14 protein-coding genes are annotated in these 15,962 nt (G+C 56.8%); 5 read left to right on the forward strand and 9 right to left on the reverse strand.

The window, feature by feature from the left end; translation table 11 throughout:
* Positions 1 to 834, reverse strand: a complete 834-nt coding sequence (locus tag J2X72_RS09880; RefSeq protein ID WP_310071358.1) for a tetratricopeptide repeat protein — start codon at positions 832 to 834, stop codon at positions 1 to 3.
* 134 nt (positions 835 to 968) lie between these two features.
* Here J2X72_RS09880 and J2X72_RS09885 point away from each other — a divergent pair, with 134 nt between their 5' ends.
* The 3 genes from J2X72_RS09885 (at position 969) to J2X72_RS09895 (ending at position 3,625) form a co-directional block, all read left to right on the forward strand.
* Positions 969 to 2,339: a leucyl aminopeptidase family protein gene (locus J2X72_RS09885; RefSeq protein ID WP_310071360.1), complete on the forward strand. Its 1,371-nt coding sequence runs from the start codon at positions 969 to 971 to the stop codon at positions 2,337 to 2,339.
* Positions 2,340 to 2,405: 66 nt separating this feature from the next.
* Positions 2,406 to 2,756 (forward strand): MarR family transcriptional regulator, encoded by a 351-nt coding sequence (locus J2X72_RS09890; protein ID WP_209998105.1) that lies wholly within the window; start codon positions 2,406 to 2,408, stop codon positions 2,754 to 2,756.
* The gene (locus J2X72_RS09895; RefSeq protein ID WP_310071363.1) at positions 2,753 to 3,625 is read left to right on the forward strand and encodes an NlpC/P60 family protein; all 873 of its coding nucleotides are present in this window, start codon (positions 2,753 to 2,755) and stop codon (positions 3,623 to 3,625) included. The genes J2X72_RS09890 and J2X72_RS09895 overlap by 4 nt, the downstream gene beginning before the upstream one ends.
* A gap of 34 nt (positions 3,626 to 3,659) precedes the next feature.
* On the opposite strand, the gene J2X72_RS09900 is transcribed toward J2X72_RS09895, so the two are convergent.
* The 7 genes from J2X72_RS09900 to J2X72_RS09930 all read right to left on the reverse strand — a co-directional run bounded on the left by J2X72_RS09900 (position 3,660) and on the right by J2X72_RS09930 (position 13,116).
* Complete coding sequence (locus tag J2X72_RS09900) at positions 3,660 to 4,619, reverse strand: glyoxylate/hydroxypyruvate reductase A (RefSeq protein WP_209998103.1); 960 nt, start codon at positions 4,617 to 4,619, stop codon at positions 3,660 to 3,662.
* Positions 4,616 to 6,241: an ABC transporter ATP-binding protein gene (locus J2X72_RS09905; RefSeq protein ID WP_310071365.1), complete on the reverse strand. Its 1,626-nt coding sequence runs from the start codon at positions 6,239 to 6,241 to the stop codon at positions 4,616 to 4,618. The genes J2X72_RS09900 and J2X72_RS09905 overlap by 4 nt, the downstream gene beginning before the upstream one ends.
* Complete coding sequence (locus tag J2X72_RS09910; protein WP_310071368.1) at positions 6,238 to 7,377, reverse strand: ABC transporter permease; 1,140 nt, start codon at positions 7,375 to 7,377, stop codon at positions 6,238 to 6,240. Before J2X72_RS09910 ends, J2X72_RS09905 begins: the two co-directional genes overlap by 4 nt.
* Complete coding sequence (locus J2X72_RS09915; RefSeq protein ID WP_310071371.1) at positions 7,377 to 8,480, reverse strand: microcin C ABC transporter permease YejB; 1,104 nt, start codon at positions 8,478 to 8,480, stop codon at positions 7,377 to 7,379. The genes J2X72_RS09910 and J2X72_RS09915 overlap by 1 nt, the downstream gene beginning before the upstream one ends.
* A gap of 30 nt (positions 8,481 to 8,510) precedes the next feature.
* Positions 8,511 to 10,382 carry an extracellular solute-binding protein gene (locus tag J2X72_RS09920; RefSeq protein ID WP_310071375.1) on the reverse strand — a complete coding sequence of 624 codons (1,872 nt, stop codon included), beginning with the start codon at positions 10,380 to 10,382 and terminating at the stop codon, positions 8,511 to 8,513.
* Entirely contained in the window at positions 10,379 to 12,259 is a 1,881-nt protein-coding gene (locus tag J2X72_RS09925) for an extracellular solute-binding protein (RefSeq protein ID WP_405044686.1), read from the reverse strand. The genes J2X72_RS09920 and J2X72_RS09925 overlap by 4 nt, the downstream gene beginning before the upstream one ends.
* A 149-nt stretch (positions 12,260 to 12,408) precedes the next feature.
* Positions 12,409 to 13,116, reverse strand: coding sequence for a cytochrome c family protein (locus J2X72_RS09930; protein ID WP_310071378.1), 708 nt, complete (start codon positions 13,114 to 13,116; stop codon positions 12,409 to 12,411).
* Positions 13,117 to 13,375: 259 nt separating this feature from the next.
* Between J2X72_RS09930 and J2X72_RS09935 the strand changes: the two genes are divergently transcribed.
* On the forward strand, positions 13,376 to 14,107 hold the full coding sequence (locus tag J2X72_RS09935; RefSeq protein ID WP_209999716.1) for a 3-deoxy-manno-octulosonate cytidylyltransferase: 732 nt from the start codon (positions 13,376 to 13,378) through the stop codon (positions 14,105 to 14,107).
* Positions 14,108 to 14,118: 11 nt separating this feature from the next.
* Positions 14,119 to 14,982, forward strand: a complete 864-nt coding sequence (locus J2X72_RS09940) for a prephenate dehydratase (RefSeq protein ID WP_310071380.1) — start codon at positions 14,119 to 14,121, stop codon at positions 14,980 to 14,982.
* 3 nt (positions 14,983 to 14,985) lie between these two features.
* On the opposite strand, the gene nudC is transcribed toward J2X72_RS09940, so the two are convergent.
* Positions 14,986 to 15,924: an NAD(+) diphosphatase gene (nudC, locus tag J2X72_RS09945; protein WP_310071383.1), complete on the reverse strand. Its 939-nt coding sequence runs from the start codon at positions 15,922 to 15,924 to the stop codon at positions 14,986 to 14,988.
* Positions 15,925 to 15,962: the final 38 nt, after the last annotated feature.

Raw genomic sequence — 15,962 nt, forward strand, 5'->3', positions numbered from 1 at the left:
TCAGCTCTTGGGCTGTTTCTTGTCTTTCAGCATGTTCCATGAATTTTGCTGCGACAGCATCGACCGCAGATATTGCACATTGGTCTGGGCCTGTTGGGGTGAGAGTTCCTGTTTGGCGATGTTCTCGGCCTCGTCAAAACGACCCTGCAGCCCAACGACAAGCGCCAGATTCTGCCGCACGCGGCTGTCAGACCCCTTCGCATTCACCGCCTGGCGCATATATTGTTCGGCAGTGGCCAATTCCCCCGAGAGGACGTAGGACATGCCCATATTGGACAGGATCGACGCTTCGTTCGGATTGATGATCAGCGCCTGTTTGTAGAGATCACGCGCTTCGCCTGTCTTACCCATTTGATCGAGAATGGCACCTTCGGCCGAGAGCAGCTTCCAATCCGGGTATTCCGGCGTCTGGGCGCGGCGCAACGCGTCGAGTGCCGCGTCGAACTCGCCCGTGCTGGCGAGCGCTTTGCCATACGCGGCGAGCACCTGGCGATCTTTCGGATAGGCAATGGCGAGGCTTCGCATGACGGCGAGGGCCTGATCGCTGCGGCCTGTCATGCGCAAGACAGTGGAAAAATTGAGCGCCGCAGACCTGTCCTTGGGATTCGCTTCGTAGCGCTTGCCGAGACTGGACGAAGCCTGCATCAGTTGTTCCTGGTTCATCTGATCGAAATTGCCAGCAGGAAGCGCGTCGGCGGTCGTAGCGGCCGGGGTGATCGATCCTGTCGTCGTCTTGTCGGTGGTTGCGCAGCCGGAAATTCCGGAGGCCAACGCGACAATTGCAACAGCATAAATGAAGTGGCGATTACATTGAATAATGCCAATGCTTGTCATAGTTTGCCCCATCCGCAGCACAAATCACCTGTGCGTTAACCATTTCCTTGGCTTAGAAATATTCTGTTAACCCTAACGGACGGTTAATGACCTGAGGGCGGCGCGGTACAAAAGTACGAGCGAGAAGAGACATTATGACTAGTAATATCAAAGTTGGAACAATCGCAGGCAGCAAGCCGATCTGGTTCGTGAAAAAAGGCGAATTGGAAGATGCCGGCCTCGACAGTACTGCCCTTGCATGGGCGAAAGCCAATGGGTTTGATGGCCAGGCTGCCCGTGTCCTTGTTGTTCCGGACGAAAACGGCGCCGTTTCGGGCGCGCTCTTCGGGATTGGCAAGGACGACGTTCGGCTCGTTGCCGGCAAGCTGGCCAGTGCGTTGCCGAAAGGTGACTGGCACATTGCGAGCCCAATCAGCGAGCCAGATCTTACTACTTTGGCGTTTCTCCTCGGAGGTTACAAATTTACGCGCTACACGACGAAGGATGATGCTGAAGTCATTCTTGCGACACCCAAGGGTGCCGATGAGACGAATGTGAGACGGCTCGCCAAGGCCGTCATGCTGGCGCGGGATCTTATTAACACGCCGACCAACGATATGGGGCCCGTGGCGCTGGAAGCAGCGGTGCGGAACGTTGCCGACGAACACAAGGCAACGCTCAGCGTGATCAAGGGCGATGATCTATTGAAGAAGAATTTTCCCATGATCCACGCGGTCGGACGGGCAGGAAGCCAGGAACCTCGCCTGATCGATTTTGCATGGGGCAATAAAAATGCGCCAAAGGTGACACTGGTCGGCAAAGGCGTTTGCTTCGACACAGGCGGTTTGGATATAAAGCCTTCGAGCGGCATGCTCTTGATGAAAAAGGATATGGGCGGCGCGGCCAACGTGCTGGCGCTGGCTGGACTGATCATGGATGCAAAGCTGCCGGTCAGGTTGCGCGTACTGATACCGGCGGTCGAAAATTCGATTTCGGCCAATGCGTTTCGCCCTGGAGACATACTGACCAGCCGCAAGGGCCTGACGGTCGAGATCGGAAATACCGATGCGGAAGGACGTTTGATCCTGGCGGATGCGCTTGCACTGGCCGATGACGATGAGCCGGAAATCCTCATCGACATGGCTACCCTGACGGGCGCAGCACGCGTCGCGCTGGGCCCGGATTTACCGCCATTCTACACCAATGATGATGGATTTGCTTCAGAGATCGAGGCCTCCGCCTATGCGGTTGCCGATCCCGTGTGGCGCATGCCCCTTTGGCAACCCTATGACGCCAAACTCTCATCCCGTGTCGCCGACCTCAACAATGTCACGTCCGATGGTTTTGCCGGGTCGATCACTGCGGCGCTATTCCTGCAACGCTTCGTCGGCAAGGCGAAAGTCTGGGCGCATTTCGATATTTTCGGCTGGAATCCGGTGGAGAAACCGCACGCCCCGATCGGAGGGGAGGCACAGGCGATCCGCGCGCTTTACCATCTTCTCAAAGAGCGCTACCCGAGCAAATGATTGCCTTGCGTACCCCGATGCAGCGGCTAGAATGGAACGGAGCCGAAATGATCGCGGGTAACGTTCATGAATATAGAGCTGAGACCGCTTCAGGCACTGACATTGTGGAAGGAGATTGCGCTGTCGGAGGTGCGCGACGATGCCCATGATCTCACGATGCGGCAGCTGGCTGTGCTTCTTACGGTCTATCTAGAACCGCCGCCGCACACGATACGGGGCATGGCTGCAAAGCTCGGCGTAACCAAACCCGTCATCACCCGCGCTCTCGACACAATGGGCACCTATGGTTTCGTCGACCGGCACCGCGATGAGAAGGATAAGCGCAATGTCCTTGTCAAGAGAACGGTAAAGGGTGCGCTATATGTTGAACGGCTCGGCGACCTGATTATCGCCAAAGCAAGAGGATTGCCGCTTTGAAAGCTGAAACTGTAAATCTCGACAAGCGGCTGAACGCATTCCGCCCCGATCTTGCTGACGAGAGCTTGCGCGGTCTGGTTGAAGCCGAGCGATTCACCCCCGGCGTGCCGATGCGCATCGCCGATCCAGTGGTCGACGTGCGCTCCGAACCGCGAGGCGACGCCAATATCACCACACAGTTTCTCCACGGGGACGATGTGCTGGTCTTCGAAGACGCCAATGGCTGGTGCTGGGTCCAGAACGAGCGCGATGGTTATGTCGGCTATGTGGTGGATACGACGCTGGACCTTCGCGCTCATGAACCGACCCACGTCGTCATCGCACCACGGACCTTCGTATATCCTGGTTCGGACCTGAAGTTCCCACGGACCAAAGCGCTGTCCATGGGCTCGCTCGTTACGGTTGCCGGCGGGCAGGAGAGACGTGGCACACTCTATGCCATGCTGCCAAGCGGTGAGGCGATCATCGCTAAACATCTTGTGCCCATAGACGAGGTGACGGATGATCACGTCGCCGTTGCAGAAACACTTATGCACACGCCCTATCTTTGGGGCGGCGCTTCAGGATTTGGCATTGATTGTTCAGGCCTGATCCAGCTGTCCCTGCTGATGACTGGCCAAGGCGTGTTACGCGATTCCGATATGCAGGCAGCTTCGATCGGCGAGTTGATCGAACCGGACAAGGACTATCATAATCTGCAGCGCGGCGACTTTCTGTTCTGGACGGGTCACGCGGCGATGATGGCGAGCCACTCCATGCTGCTGCATGCGAGCGGCCATACGATGAGTGTTACCCTCGAACCATTGCGCGAGGCCATCGAACGCATCGCCTATCTTTATGGCAAGCCGACAGCCGTGCGCCGGCTTTAGCTCTTCTATCTCCCTCAAGGGGAGAGTTCACGACCTAGTATTGCGCGGCCTTGTCGACGATATTTTTGAGCGGCTCGCCACGCTCGTAGGACTCAAGCTGCGCTATGATTTCCGGAACCAACGCTTGGGGACTGGAACTTGCAGCTGCATGCGGCGTGATGACAACCTGCGGATGTGTCCATAGCGGACTACTCTTTGGCAATGGCTCGGTTTTGAACACGTCGAGCGTCACCGCTGACAGCATGCCTCGATCAATCGCGGCAAGAATATCGGGTTCGTTCTGCAAGCCGCCGCGACCGGCGTTGATCAATACCGGCGCGCCAAGCGGACCCTCGGCCTTCATCTGTGCGAACATGCTCATCGACAAAATGCCTTTGGTCTCCGGCGTCAATGGAAGCAGGCAGACGACGATGTCCACATCCTTGAGGAAATCCTTCAGTCCATCCTTGCCGAAGTGGCTCGTGACGCCCTCGATGGTTTGCAGGCGGCGGCTCCACCCGCTGACGCGGAAGCCGAGGTTGCGCAATTTCTGCGCGGCATCGCGTCCAAGCACACCGAGCCCCAGAATGCCAACCGTCACCTCGTGCGCAGCGGGCTGGCGTCTATCCTCATGCCAGACCTTCTGGGTCTGCTGCTGGCGATAGCGCAGGCCGAGCCGGTGGTGGTCGAGCACCTGCCATACGACATATTCGCTCATCCGCATGGTGAGGTCCGGCGAAACAATTCGTACAATGGGAACATCCGGGATCTGGTGATCGTGGAAGATATGATCGACACCGGCACCGAGCGAGAAGATGACCTCGAGGTTGGGCAGACCCATGAGAGATCCCGGCCGCTGTTTCCACACCAAGGCATAACGGATCTTGTCCTTGGCCGTGTCGGCATCGAGCACAAGCTTGCGCGCTGGCGCGGCCTTGGCAAATTCGGTTTGCCAGACATCCGGGTCCCAGCCCGTCACCGCCAACAAGATCGTGTCATCCGCATTCCGAGTCATTCGCTCACCGCTCCCTGTTCGGCCGTTTCTATCCTGAAGGCCGCAGCCATCAGGGCTTTTGTATAATCGCTCTTGGGCCGTGCGAAGATTTCCTCCGAAGGGCCATATTCCACTGCCTTCCCATTGCGCATCACCAGCACGTCATTGGCAAGTGCCTTGACCACCTTCAAGTCGTGGCTGATGAAAAGGTAAGCCAGATTATGCTTTTGCTGCAACGAGCGCAAAAGGTCGACGACCTGCGCTTGCACGCTCATGTCGAGCGCTGATGTCGGCTCGTCGAGCATGACAAAACGCGGGTTGAGAACCATGGCGCGTGCGATTGCGATACGTTGACGTTGGCCACCGGAGAACTCGTGCGGGTAACGGAAACGGTTTTCCGGATCGAGATTGACTTCTTTTAGGGCCGCGACGACGCGCGCATCCCGTTCATCCACTGAAAGCTTCGGCTCATGCACCTGCAAACCTTCAGCAATAATGTCGGTAACCGACATGCGAGGAGAGAGTGAGCCGTAGGGATCCTGAAACACAATCTGCAATTCGCGGCGCAGCGGGCGCATCTGCTTGAACGAATATTGATTGATGTCCCGGGTCCCGAAACGGATCACGCCCTCGGACGAAATCATGCGCGATAGAGCGAGACCAAGCGTCGTCTTGCCCGAACCGGATTCGCCGACGACACCAAGCGTCTGACCAGCCCGGATCGTGACGTCGATGCCATCGACCGCCTTCACATAATCAACGGTTTTGCGCAGAAAACCCTGCTTGATCGGAAACCAGACCTTGAGGTTCTCGCCGCGCATCACCGGTTCAGCTGAAAGGTCGGCGGATGGCGGATTGCCCTTCGGTTCCGCCGCAAGCAGATGCTTGGTATATTCGTGCTGCGGATTGTCGAATATCTGCTTCGTCGGACCGGTTTCGACGATCTTGCCGCCTGTCATCACGCAGACGCGGTCGGCGATCTTGCGCACAATGCCGAGGTCATGGGTGATGAAGAGCATCGACATGCCCTGCGCGGTTTTTAACTCCGCAAGCAGCTTCAGAATCTGAGCCTGCACGGTCACGTCGAGAGCGGTGGTCGGTTCGTCCGCAATCAGTAGCTTCGGCTTGTTGGCAAGCGCCATGGCGATCATCACGCGCTGGCGCTGCCCGCCGGAGAGCTGGTGCGGGTAAGCGTTCATGCGTTTTTCCGGCTCTCGAATGCCGACTTCCTCCAGCAGCGCCAGAGTGCGCTGGCGCGCCGCCTTGTCGCCCATGCGCTGGTGCAATTTCAGCACTTCACCGATCTGCTTTTCAATAGGATGCAGCGGATTGAGCGAAGTCATCGGCTCCTGGAAGATCATGGTGATGTCGTTGCCGCGAACCCGGCGCAAATCGGTCTCATCCTTGTCCAGGAGGTCCTCGCCATTGAACAGGATCTTGCCCGATGGATGTGATGCGGGCGGATAGGGCAGCAACTTCAGGATCGACAGGGCAGTCACAGACTTACCCGACCCGGATTCGCCGACGAGCGCGACCGTCTCGCCCTGAGCGATATCGAAAGAGATACGATCGACGGCAAGCGACTCCCGGCCGTTCTGCGTGAAGGCGACCGACAAATCGCGTACTGAAAGTAGAGCGTTCATTTGAAAGCCTTGCGCGGATCGAATGCGTCGCGTGTCGCTTCACCGACGAAAATCAGCAGCGACAACATTAACGATATGACGATGAAACCGGTGAGACCGAGCCACGGCGCTTGAAGATTGTTCTTGCCTTGCGCCAGTAGCTCACCAAGCGACGGGGATCCCGGCGGAAGGCCAAAACCGAGGAAATCGAGCGATGTCAGTGTGGTGATCGATCCGTTGAGAATGAAGGGGAGGAACGTCAAGGTGGTCACCATCGCATTGGGCAGCAGATGCCGGAACATGATGGTTCGATCGCGCACACCGAGCGCCCGGGCTGCATTGACGTATTCGAAATTGCGGGCGCGCAGGAATTCGGCCCGCACGATGCCGACGAAGCTGACCCACGAGAACAACAGCATAATACAAAGGAGAATCCAGAAGCCCGGCGGCAAGATAGAGGCCATGATCAGAAGCAGATAAAGAGTTGGGACAGAGGACCAGATTTCGATAAAGCGCTGGGCGATAAGATCGAGCCAGCCACCGAAATAGCCTTGTAACGCGCCGGCGGTAACCCCGATGACTGCCGAAGCGGCAGTCAGGATGAGGCCAAACAATACCGAGATGCGAAAGCCGTAAAGCGCACGGGCGAAGACATCGCGGGCCTGATCGTCGGTACCAAGAATGTTCAAATTGCCAAAGGTGCAGTTCGGATCGTTGACCCCTTGCGGATAACGGGCGCAGCGCTCTTCGGGCGTAAATAGCCAAAAGGGTTTGGAGGGTGCCGTATCCGGCAACTCATTGTTGACCGTGCGATAGGAGTAACGGACCGGCGGCCAGATCGCCCAGCCATTGGCATTGATTTCGTCCTGAATCACCGGATCACGATAGTCGGTGACCGCATAGAAGCCGCCGAACTTTTCCTCAGGATAATCGACCAGAACCGGAAAGAGGATTTCGCCCTTATACGAAACGACGATTGGCCTGTCGTTGGCAATCAATTCGGCGAACAGCGACGCAATGAACAGGAACAAGAATATCCACAACGCCCACCAGCCGCGGCGGTTGGCCTTGAAATTCTGCCATCGGCGGGCATTGAGCGGCGATAGGCGTGGGCGTCGAACCGGGATAGCGGGCGCGCGTAAAACCTCGCTCGTCATCAGACATCCCTCCGTTCGAAATCGATCCGCGGATCGATCCAAGTATAGAGAAGATCGGAGATGAGACTGACGACGACGCCGACAAGTGCGAAAATATAGACCGTGGCGATCACCACCGGATAATCGCGGTTGATGATCGATTCATAGCCCAGCAATCCCAGACCATCGAGCGAAAAAATCGCCTCGATCAGGAGCTGGCCGGTGAAAAAGATCGAAATAAAGGCGCTTGGAAAGCCCGAAATGACAATGAGCATGGCATTGCGGAAGACGTGGCCATAGAGGATCTTGCGCTCGCTGAGACCCTTGGCGCGCGCCGTCGTAACATATTGCTTGCGGATTTCGTCAAGGAATGAGTTCTTGGTAAGCAGCGTCGTTGTGGCAAAGGCGGAAAGCAGCATCGCGGTCAGCGGCAGTGCGAGGTGCCATGCATAGTCAACGATCTTGCCGAAAAGCGAGAGCTGCGCGAAGTTGTTCGAGGTCAGCCCGCGCAAAGGAAACCAGTCGAAAAACGAGCCTCCTGCGAAGAAAACGATCAGCATGATACCGAAGAGAAAGCCTGGAATCGCATAGCCAACGATGATGACGCCGCTGGTCCAGATATCGAAGGTCGAGCCGTCCTTGATCGCCTTGCTTATGCCGAGTGGAATCGAGATCATGTAGGAGAGCAGCGTCATCCACAGGCCGAGCGATATGGAGACAGGGAGCTTTTCCTTGATCAGATCGATGACGCTGATATCCCGGAAATAGCTCTTCCCGAAATCGAAACGCACATAATTCCACATCAGAAGACCGAAGCGCTCCAAGGGAGGCTTGTCGAGGCCGAATTGCTTTTCGAGGCTGGCGATGAATGCTGGATCAAGGCCCTGTGCACCGCGATATTTTGAGTTGCCCTCGCCGAGGCCAAGCTGATCCTGGCTCTGACCGAAATCCGTACCACCGCCGCCGATGCGGTCCATGGCATTGCCGCCCTGGCCGGTAAGTTGGCCGATAATGCGCTGGACCGGGCCGCCTGGGACAAATTGTACGATGACGAAGCAGACAAGCAAAACCCCGAACAGTGTCGGAACCATCAAAACGAGCCGGCGAAGGATATAGGCTCCCATCAGGAGCTCCCTCTCAACATCGCTAAAATATCAAACCTTGCCAATTGCCTTCGCCTTTGCTTCGTCGAGCCACCACAACCTCTCAACCGGAAAACCGTAATCGGGCTTCGGCTCCTTGAAGCCGAACATGTCCCAATAGGCGATCGGATGATTCGCTGCATACCAATTTGGAATCCAGTCGCGCCTTATACGCAAGAGTCGATCAAGAACACGCAAGACTGAAATCAATTCTGTACGGGAGTGCGCCTCGCTGACTTTCGCGATAAGCGCGTCGATAACCGGGTCGGCAGTGCCGGGAAAATTCCACGAGCCGGGTACGCTGGCAGCCTTCGAGCCGAACATGATCTCTAGTGATTCACGCGTCGGGGTGGCATCAAGCATATAGGCGATGCCCATCATGTCGAAATCAAAATCCTGCAGGCGCAGTTGATATTGCGAAGGATCGACAAGCCGCAAAAAGGCATTGATGCCTATTGCCTTGAGATTGTTGATGAAGGGCGAATAGACTCGCGTGAAAACCTCGGCCTGAATAAGCATTTCGACGTTGAGCGGTTTGCCTCCCGCATCGACCAACTGATTGCCCTCTCGCTTGAAGCCGGCCTGGGCCAGAAGCTCGGAAGCGCGGCGCAAGTTCTTGCGGTCGCGGCCTGAACCATCGGACGGCGCTTGCAATAGCGCCTCATTGAAGATGGCTTTGGGTAACTTGTCGCGAAACGGCTCCATGAGCGCCAGTTCCTCTGGCGAAGGCTTTCCCGTGGCACGAAAATCCGACTGTTCGAACAGTGATTGTGAACGGTCGTAGCGACCATAGAACAGATTCTTCTGTGTCCATTCAAAATCGAAACACAAGGCGATCGCTTCGCGAACACTCGGATCGCGGAAATGTTCGCGGCGCTGGTTCAGCGCCCAAGCCTGCATTTGCGGGCGCTTTTCACCGGAAAAGTCCCGCTTGATAACGCGCTTTTGCTGAATTGCAGGAAAATTATACTCCGTCGCCCATGTCTTGGCGGTGGATTCCAGACGGAAGAAAATATCGCCCTTCTTGAAAGCTTCGAACTCCGGCTGGCGGTCGCGGTAGAAATCGATCCTGATCCGGCTGAAATGGTTGAAACCGCGCATGACCGGCAGGTCCCGTCCCCAATAATCGTCGACGCGCTCATATTCGATACGCTGGCCGACGGAAACGGTGCCGACCCGGTAAGGACCCGAGGCGAGGGGCGACTCAAGCGTCGAGGCATCGAAATCGCGCGTGTCATACCAGGTTTTTGAGAGAATTGGCATTGTACTGGCGATGTCGAGAATGGCGCGGTCGGAATGCTTGCCGCTAAAGCTGATACGTAGGGTGTGATCGTCGACGGCAACGATCTCCTTCATCTCGGTCAGCAACAACAAAAGCGACGGGTGCCCCTTCTTCTGTATCGTCTGATAGCTGAAGACCACATCATGTGCGGTGAGGGGCGAGCCATCGTGAAACCGGGCTTCGCGGCGTAGTTTGAAGGTAAACGTATTGCGGTCGCCGGAGACAGTCACGTTTTCCGCCACCAGCCCATATTTGGAGTCTGGCTCGTCCAGCGCCGTTTCCATCAGCGTATCAAAACACAGCTCCATGCGCGGTGGCGCATCGCCCTTTGGCGAGAAGGTGTTCAGGGTGTTGAACGTCTGGGTCGACTGGTTGAAAAACCAGGTCCAGGGCGAGAAGGCAAAGGTACCGCCTGTGGGGGCATCGGGACTGGCATAGTCGAAATTTGTAAAATCGGGGGGATACTTCAACTCGCCAAATGCTGAGAGCCCATGAAGAGGCACGCCCGTCGCTACTTCAGACAGTGCAAGGCGCGGCACCAATGCCGTCAGTAACGTCGCGCTTGATATTTTCAGAACATCGCGGCGGGTAGGTCGCGTCATTCGGCACGTGCCTTCAGGGCCTGTTCCTTGGCAGTATCGATCCACCAGGAGAATGGATCGATTCCGGTATATTCGGGTTGCTTCTCCGGCATGCCGAACTTGTTCCAGTAGGCGATTTTTATCCGGTCATCGTACCATTGCGGAACCACGTAATAATTCCAGAGCAGCACCCGGTCGAGGGCATGTGTCGCTGCAACAAGCTCATCACGAGCCTTGGCAAATATTACCCGGTCAATCAGCTTGTCGACAGCCGGGTTCTTGATGCCCATGTAATTACGGCTTCCCGGCGTATCCGCTGCAGCCGAACTCCAGAAGTCACGCTGCTCATTGCCTGGCGACAGACTTTGGGCCATGACCACGTTGGGTGTCGTGATGTCAAAATCGAAATCGTTGAGGCGGGACGTATATTGCGCACTATCCACGACACGAATCTGTGCATCGATGCCGAGCTTGCGCAGATTTGCCATGAACGGCCCGATAAAGCGCTCAGCTGACGGATCATCTGCCAGAAACTCGATGGTCAATGGCTGTCCCGTTTGTGTATTGACGAGCTTGCCATTCTTCTGGTCGTAACCCGCCGCTTTGAGAAGCTGAACGGCATGGCGCAGATTGTCCCGCTGCGATTGCGGCGTGTCGTAGACCGGGAGCTTGAATTCCTTGGTGAAGACTTCTTCAGGCACTTGCCCCTTTACAGTCTCCAGGATTTCAAGCTCCTTACCGCTCGGCAATCCGCTGGAAGCGAGCTCGGACCCGGCAAAATAGCTGTTAATGCGCTTATATTGGCCAAAGAACAGATTCTTGCTCATGCTTTCAAAGTCGTAGGCCCAGTTCAAAGCCTCGCGCACTTTCGGGTCCTTGAATTTGTCGCGCCTCGTATTGATCAGGAACCCCTGCATGCGGCCCGACGAGCGGAGCGGAAACATCGCCTTGATAACGTCACCGCGGGCAACAGCGGGAAAATCATAACCGCGCATCCAACGGCCAATGCTCGCTTCGCCTCGATAATCCTCAAAGCCGCCCTTTTTGAAGGCCTCCCAGGAGGCATTCTGGTCGCGGAAGTATTCATAGCGGATACGGTCGAAATTATTCCGGCCTACATTGACTGGGAGGTCTTTGCCCCAATAGTCTTCGACACGAGCCCAGATAATCGTTTTACCCGGAACGACGCTCTCGATCTTGTAGGCCGAAGATCCAAGCGGTATCTCCATTGTCGGCTTGGTAATATCGCGCTTCTTGCCGGACGCGTCTGTCCCTTCCCACCAATGCTTGGCGAGCACGACAAGATCACCCATGATATTGGGCAGTTCCCTGTTGCCGCCGCTGGTAAATGTGAAGGTTACCTCTCCGTCGCCAGTTTTTTCGGCTTTTTCAACGTCGTGGTAATATTTATTGTAAAGCGGGCTCTGCGCCTTCAAGGCGTTGAAGGACCAGATCACGTCGTCGACTGTAATGGGCTCGCCGTCGTGCCATTTAGCGGCGGGATTGAGCTTGAACTTGACCCACGAAAAGTCGTCGGGATAAGCGACGGATTGAGCGATCAGTGGGTAATTTGTTCCCACCTGATCAAGCGATTGGCTCATCAGTGTGTCGTAGAGGTGGCCGCCTCCCAACGTACCCAATCCCGAGGCGGGCGTACCCTGGACAACGTAAGGATTGAGGCTGTCAAAACTACCCTCGCTGGTCTGGTTGAGCGTTCCGCCTTTGGGTGCATCCGGATTGACATAATCATAGTGCTTGAACTCAGCGCCATATTTGGGCTCGCCAAGCAGACTTGTCCCTGACCGCCATTCCGGTTCTGCGGCCTGAGCTATCTGGAAGGTGCCGGCAGTGGCGACGGCAAGAAAAGCGAGGCTGGCAACGAAAGGGCGAAATCGCAAATCGGTCTCCACAGTTTCACGACGACAAGACTAGACTTCAGTCTAAGAGAAAATGCGGCAGAGAACAGGCCTGCACTAAAAAAACACAGGTTCGAGATACAAAAAACCGGGCGCTGAGCCCGGCTTCTTGGCGAAACGGCTTATCGAACTCAGTTGGCAGGCGCTGGTTGAGCCGGAGCAGCGGGTGTAGCTCCATCGGCTGGCTTCTCACCTGCTGGCGCAGCGGGAGCGGCACCTTCAGCCGGCTTGGCCGCTGCATCTGCGGGCTTTGCCGCATCGCCTGCTGGCGCTGCAGCTGCATCGGCAGTCGGCAACGGCTTAGGACTATCGGACAGCGTGCGCAGATAAGCGATCAAATCGGCACGCTCATTGTCTTTCTTGTCGCCGGCGAAGCCCATGGCTGTGCCCTTGATGTAGCCCTTCGGAGAAGTCAGGAAGTGGTTGAGGTGGTCATAGGTCCATTTCTCCTGGCCGCCCTTGGAGAAATCCTTGATAGCGCCTGAATAGCCGAAGCCTGGATGGGTTGCGATCGGACGGTCGACAATATCCCAAAGATTGGGACCAACCTTGTTCGGACCATCCTTTTCACCGGTGTGGCAAGCCTGGCAGCGCTTGAAAACCGCTTCGCCGCGTGTCGCATCGGCAGAAGCGAGCAGCGTTGCAATGGGCACAGCTGCCGCAGGAGCGGCCTCTCCGCCTGCGCCGCCAGCTTCGGGTTCGGCGGCCTGGATGATATAACCCGGCTTTTCAGGTGCGTGAGAATCGAAAAAAGCATCGGACAGGATGCCTGCCGACATGACAACGAAAACGGTTGCCAGAAACGCCATGGCATATTTGTTGAATGCGCTCGATTCCATCGTCGATCATTGCTCCACTTGTGTCCTGTTCAAGTACACTGAATACAAAGTCGATAGCGGCGCTTGCTGTGCAGTGCCGGAGCTTTGTGTTCAGCACACTTGCTTAGGTTCTCAATATCTGGTCAATGCAGATCGCTGCATTTTTCGACAAGAGTCCCCTCGTGATCGCGCGGAAACTAGGTCTTTTACTCCAGACTTGCAACACATATAAGGGCGGTTCTGCCTGAGACTTTTTGACACCGTAGGCGTCTTTGCAATGATGAAAATACTGACACTTATACCGGCGAGAATGGCTTCGACGCGGCTCCCGGACAAGCCACTGGCCGATATTGCCGGTAAGCCGATGATCGTGCATGTGGCGGAACGGGCGAGGGCTGCGGGACTTGGCCGCACCGTGGTCGCAACCGATAATTTCGACGTCAAGGCGGCAGTCGAAGCGCACGGGCTTGAGGCCGTGATGACGCGCGATGATCACGAATCCGGGTCCGACCGCATTTATGAAGCATTGCAGGCTCTCGATCCCGACGGGAACGTCGACGCGGTGGTCAATGTTCAGGGTGACCTGCCGACCATCGAGACGGCGATCATTAAGCGCGCACTCCTACCGCTGCAGAATGGTCCCGCTGACATAGGCACGCTTGGCGTCGAAATCCGGCGCGAGGATGAGAAGACCAATCCGAACGTCGTGAAGATCATTGGCTCGCCCACGGGGAAAGGCCAACTGCGTGCGCTGTATTTTACCCGCGCGACCGCGCCTTGGGGCGATGGGCCGCTCTATCATCATATCGGGCTTTATGCTTATCGCCGCGCCGCTCTCGAACGTTTTGTCGGCCTCGGACCGTCGCCTCTGGAACGTCGTGAGCGGCTCGAACAGTTGCGCGCGCTCGAGGCTGGCATGCGCATCGACGTGGAAATCGTCGATTCGGTGCCACTTGGGGTCGATACGGCCGAAGACCTCGAACGCGCACGAGATATTCTCACCTCTACATAAGGCAATCCATCATGGCTAAGACCAACCGCATCTCTTTCCAGGGTGAACCTGGCGCGAACTCCGATACGGCGTGTCGTGACATGTTTCCGGAGATGGAGCCAATGCCGTGCCCGACATTCGAGGATGCGTTCAACGCGGTCGAAAGCGGTGCAGCAGATCTCGCAATGATCCCTATCGAGAACACCATCGCCGGTCGCGTCGCCGATATCCACCATCTGCTGCCGGAATCCCGCCTGCATATCGTCGGCGAATACTTCCTGCCGATCCATTTTCAGCTGATGGTGCTACCGGGAACGAAACGCAACGAGATTACCTCGGTTCACAGCCATATTCATGCACTCGGCCAATGCCGAAAGTATATTCGTCAGAATGGTTGGAGGCCGGTAATTGCCGGTGATACGGCGGGAGCGGCGCGCCTCGTTGCGGAGGTCAAGGACAAGACGATGGCTGCACTGGCGCCGCGGCTTGCATCCAGCCTATACGGCCTCGATATCCTGGAAGAGAATGTGGAGGACACTGAAAACAATGTCACGCGCTTCGTGGTTTTGACCAAGACTAAGCAATGGGCGCCGCGTCGATCCGACGAACTCATGATGACGACCTTTGTTTTCCGCGTTCGAAATGTTCCTGCTGCGCTTTACAAGGCGATGGGCGGTTTTGCCACCAATATGGTCAATATGACGAAGCTTGAGAGCTATCAGATCGACGGCAAGTTCACCGCAACGCAGTTCTATGCCGACATCGAGGGCCACCCGGACGACAAAAATGTCGCGCATGCGCTGGACGAACTGGAATTCTTCTCCAAGGAAGTGCGGATACTCGGTGTTTACCCCGCCGATACGACTTTCCGCAGCGCGCAGGGTGAGGATGAGTAGGCTCTAAACTCCGCTCTGCACCCAGCTGCGAATGAGGTGCGCAGCGATGGCGCCTGGCGGCGGGGTCATCAGCCCGTCAGGATGGCTGCGATCGAGCATCGCGACAACTTCCTTGCGAGAGAACCAGCGCCCGTCCTCAAGTTCGGCCTTGTCCAGCATGAACTCGTCGGAGAGCGCCTCCGCATGGCAGCCGATCATCAGTGAATAGGGGAAGGGCCAGGGTTGGCTGGCGTGATAGAGCACGCGGCCGACGGGCAGGTTCGTTTCCTCGAACGTCTCGCGGCGCACGGCGTTTTCGATCGTTTCACCGGGTTCGATGAATCCTGCGAGGCAGGAATACATGCCCGGGCCGAAATGCGCACCGCGCGCCAGAAGGCACTTGTCTTCGTGCACTACCATCATGATCGCAACCGGGTCGGTGCGGGGAAAGTGCTGTGCCTCGCAATTGGGACAGGTGCGCCGGTAGCCTCCATCGCGCATCACGGTTTCGGTACCGCACCTTCCGCAGAATTTGTGATTCTCGTGCCATGTTAGCAGCGAGACCGCCTGCGCCATCGCGCCAAGCTCGTCTGGCGGGACGAGGCCTTGCGTATAGACAGAACGGTAGTCGAAAGCCCTGATCGACTCCGGCAAGGCTGCAAAATCGAAACCGCTGATGGAGGCAAGGATCGGAGTATCGTCCTGCATCCCGAGATAGATGGTCTTGTCCGGGGCAGGTAGCAGTGCCGTTGCGTCTTGCGGGCTGAACAGCAAACTACCCGGGTCGCCCATAACCAGCACTTGGCCCTGACCAGTAAGCAGGATGCGAGCGTTGGCGTTGGCGAGTGCAGCGGCCACCACATCGTCATTGCGCTTTTCGGAATGGCGGTTGATTCTGTTTCCGGCAAAGCCGACGAAACGGCTTGGCTCCATATCTGGAGCATCGAAGAGGCGAAAAGGCATGGAATGGAAACTCCAGAACGCTTCCGGCGCAGGAAGCC

The sequence above is a fragment of the Phyllobacterium sp. 1468 genome, assembly GCF_031455525.1.
Lineage (GTDB): Bacteria > Pseudomonadota > Alphaproteobacteria > Rhizobiales > Rhizobiaceae > Phyllobacterium.

Excerpts from the sequence above, each read along its gene's own strand:
- nudC (WP_310071383.1), bottom strand. The coding sequence starts at position 15,924 with ATGCCTTTTCGCCTCTTCGATGCTCCAGATATGGAGCCAAGCCGTTTC.
- J2X72_RS09885 (WP_310071360.1), top strand. The coding sequence starts at position 969 with ATGACTAGTAATATCAAAGTTGGAACAATCGCAGGCAGCAAGCCGATC.
- J2X72_RS09880 (WP_310071358.1), bottom strand. The coding sequence starts at position 834 with ATGACAAGCATTGGCATTATTCAATGTAATCGCCACTTCATTTATGCT.
- J2X72_RS09890 (WP_209998105.1), top strand. The coding sequence starts at position 2,406 with ATGAATATAGAGCTGAGACCGCTTCAGGCACTGACATTGTGGAAGGAG.
- J2X72_RS09900 (WP_209998103.1), bottom strand. The coding sequence starts at position 4,619 with ATGACTCGGAATGCGGATGACACGATCTTGTTGGCGGTGACGGGCTGG.
- J2X72_RS09930 (WP_310071378.1), bottom strand. The coding sequence starts at position 13,116 with ATGGAATCGAGCGCATTCAACAAATATGCCATGGCGTTTCTGGCAACC.
- J2X72_RS09920 (WP_310071375.1), bottom strand. The coding sequence starts at position 10,382 with ATGACGCGACCTACCCGCCGCGATGTTCTGAAAATATCAAGCGCGACG.
- J2X72_RS09905 (WP_310071365.1), bottom strand. The coding sequence starts at position 6,241 with ATGAACGCTCTACTTTCAGTACGCGATTTGTCGGTCGCCTTCACGCAG.
- J2X72_RS09915 (WP_310071371.1), bottom strand. The coding sequence starts at position 8,480 with ATGGGAGCCTATATCCTTCGCCGGCTCGTTTTGATGGTTCCGACACTG.
- J2X72_RS09940 (WP_310071380.1), top strand. The coding sequence starts at position 14,119 with ATGGCTAAGACCAACCGCATCTCTTTCCAGGGTGAACCTGGCGCGAAC.
- J2X72_RS09910 (WP_310071368.1), bottom strand. The coding sequence starts at position 7,377 with ATGACGAGCGAGGTTTTACGCGCGCCCGCTATCCCGGTTCGACGCCCA.
- J2X72_RS09935 (WP_209999716.1), top strand. The coding sequence starts at position 13,376 with ATGAAAATACTGACACTTATACCGGCGAGAATGGCTTCGACGCGGCTC.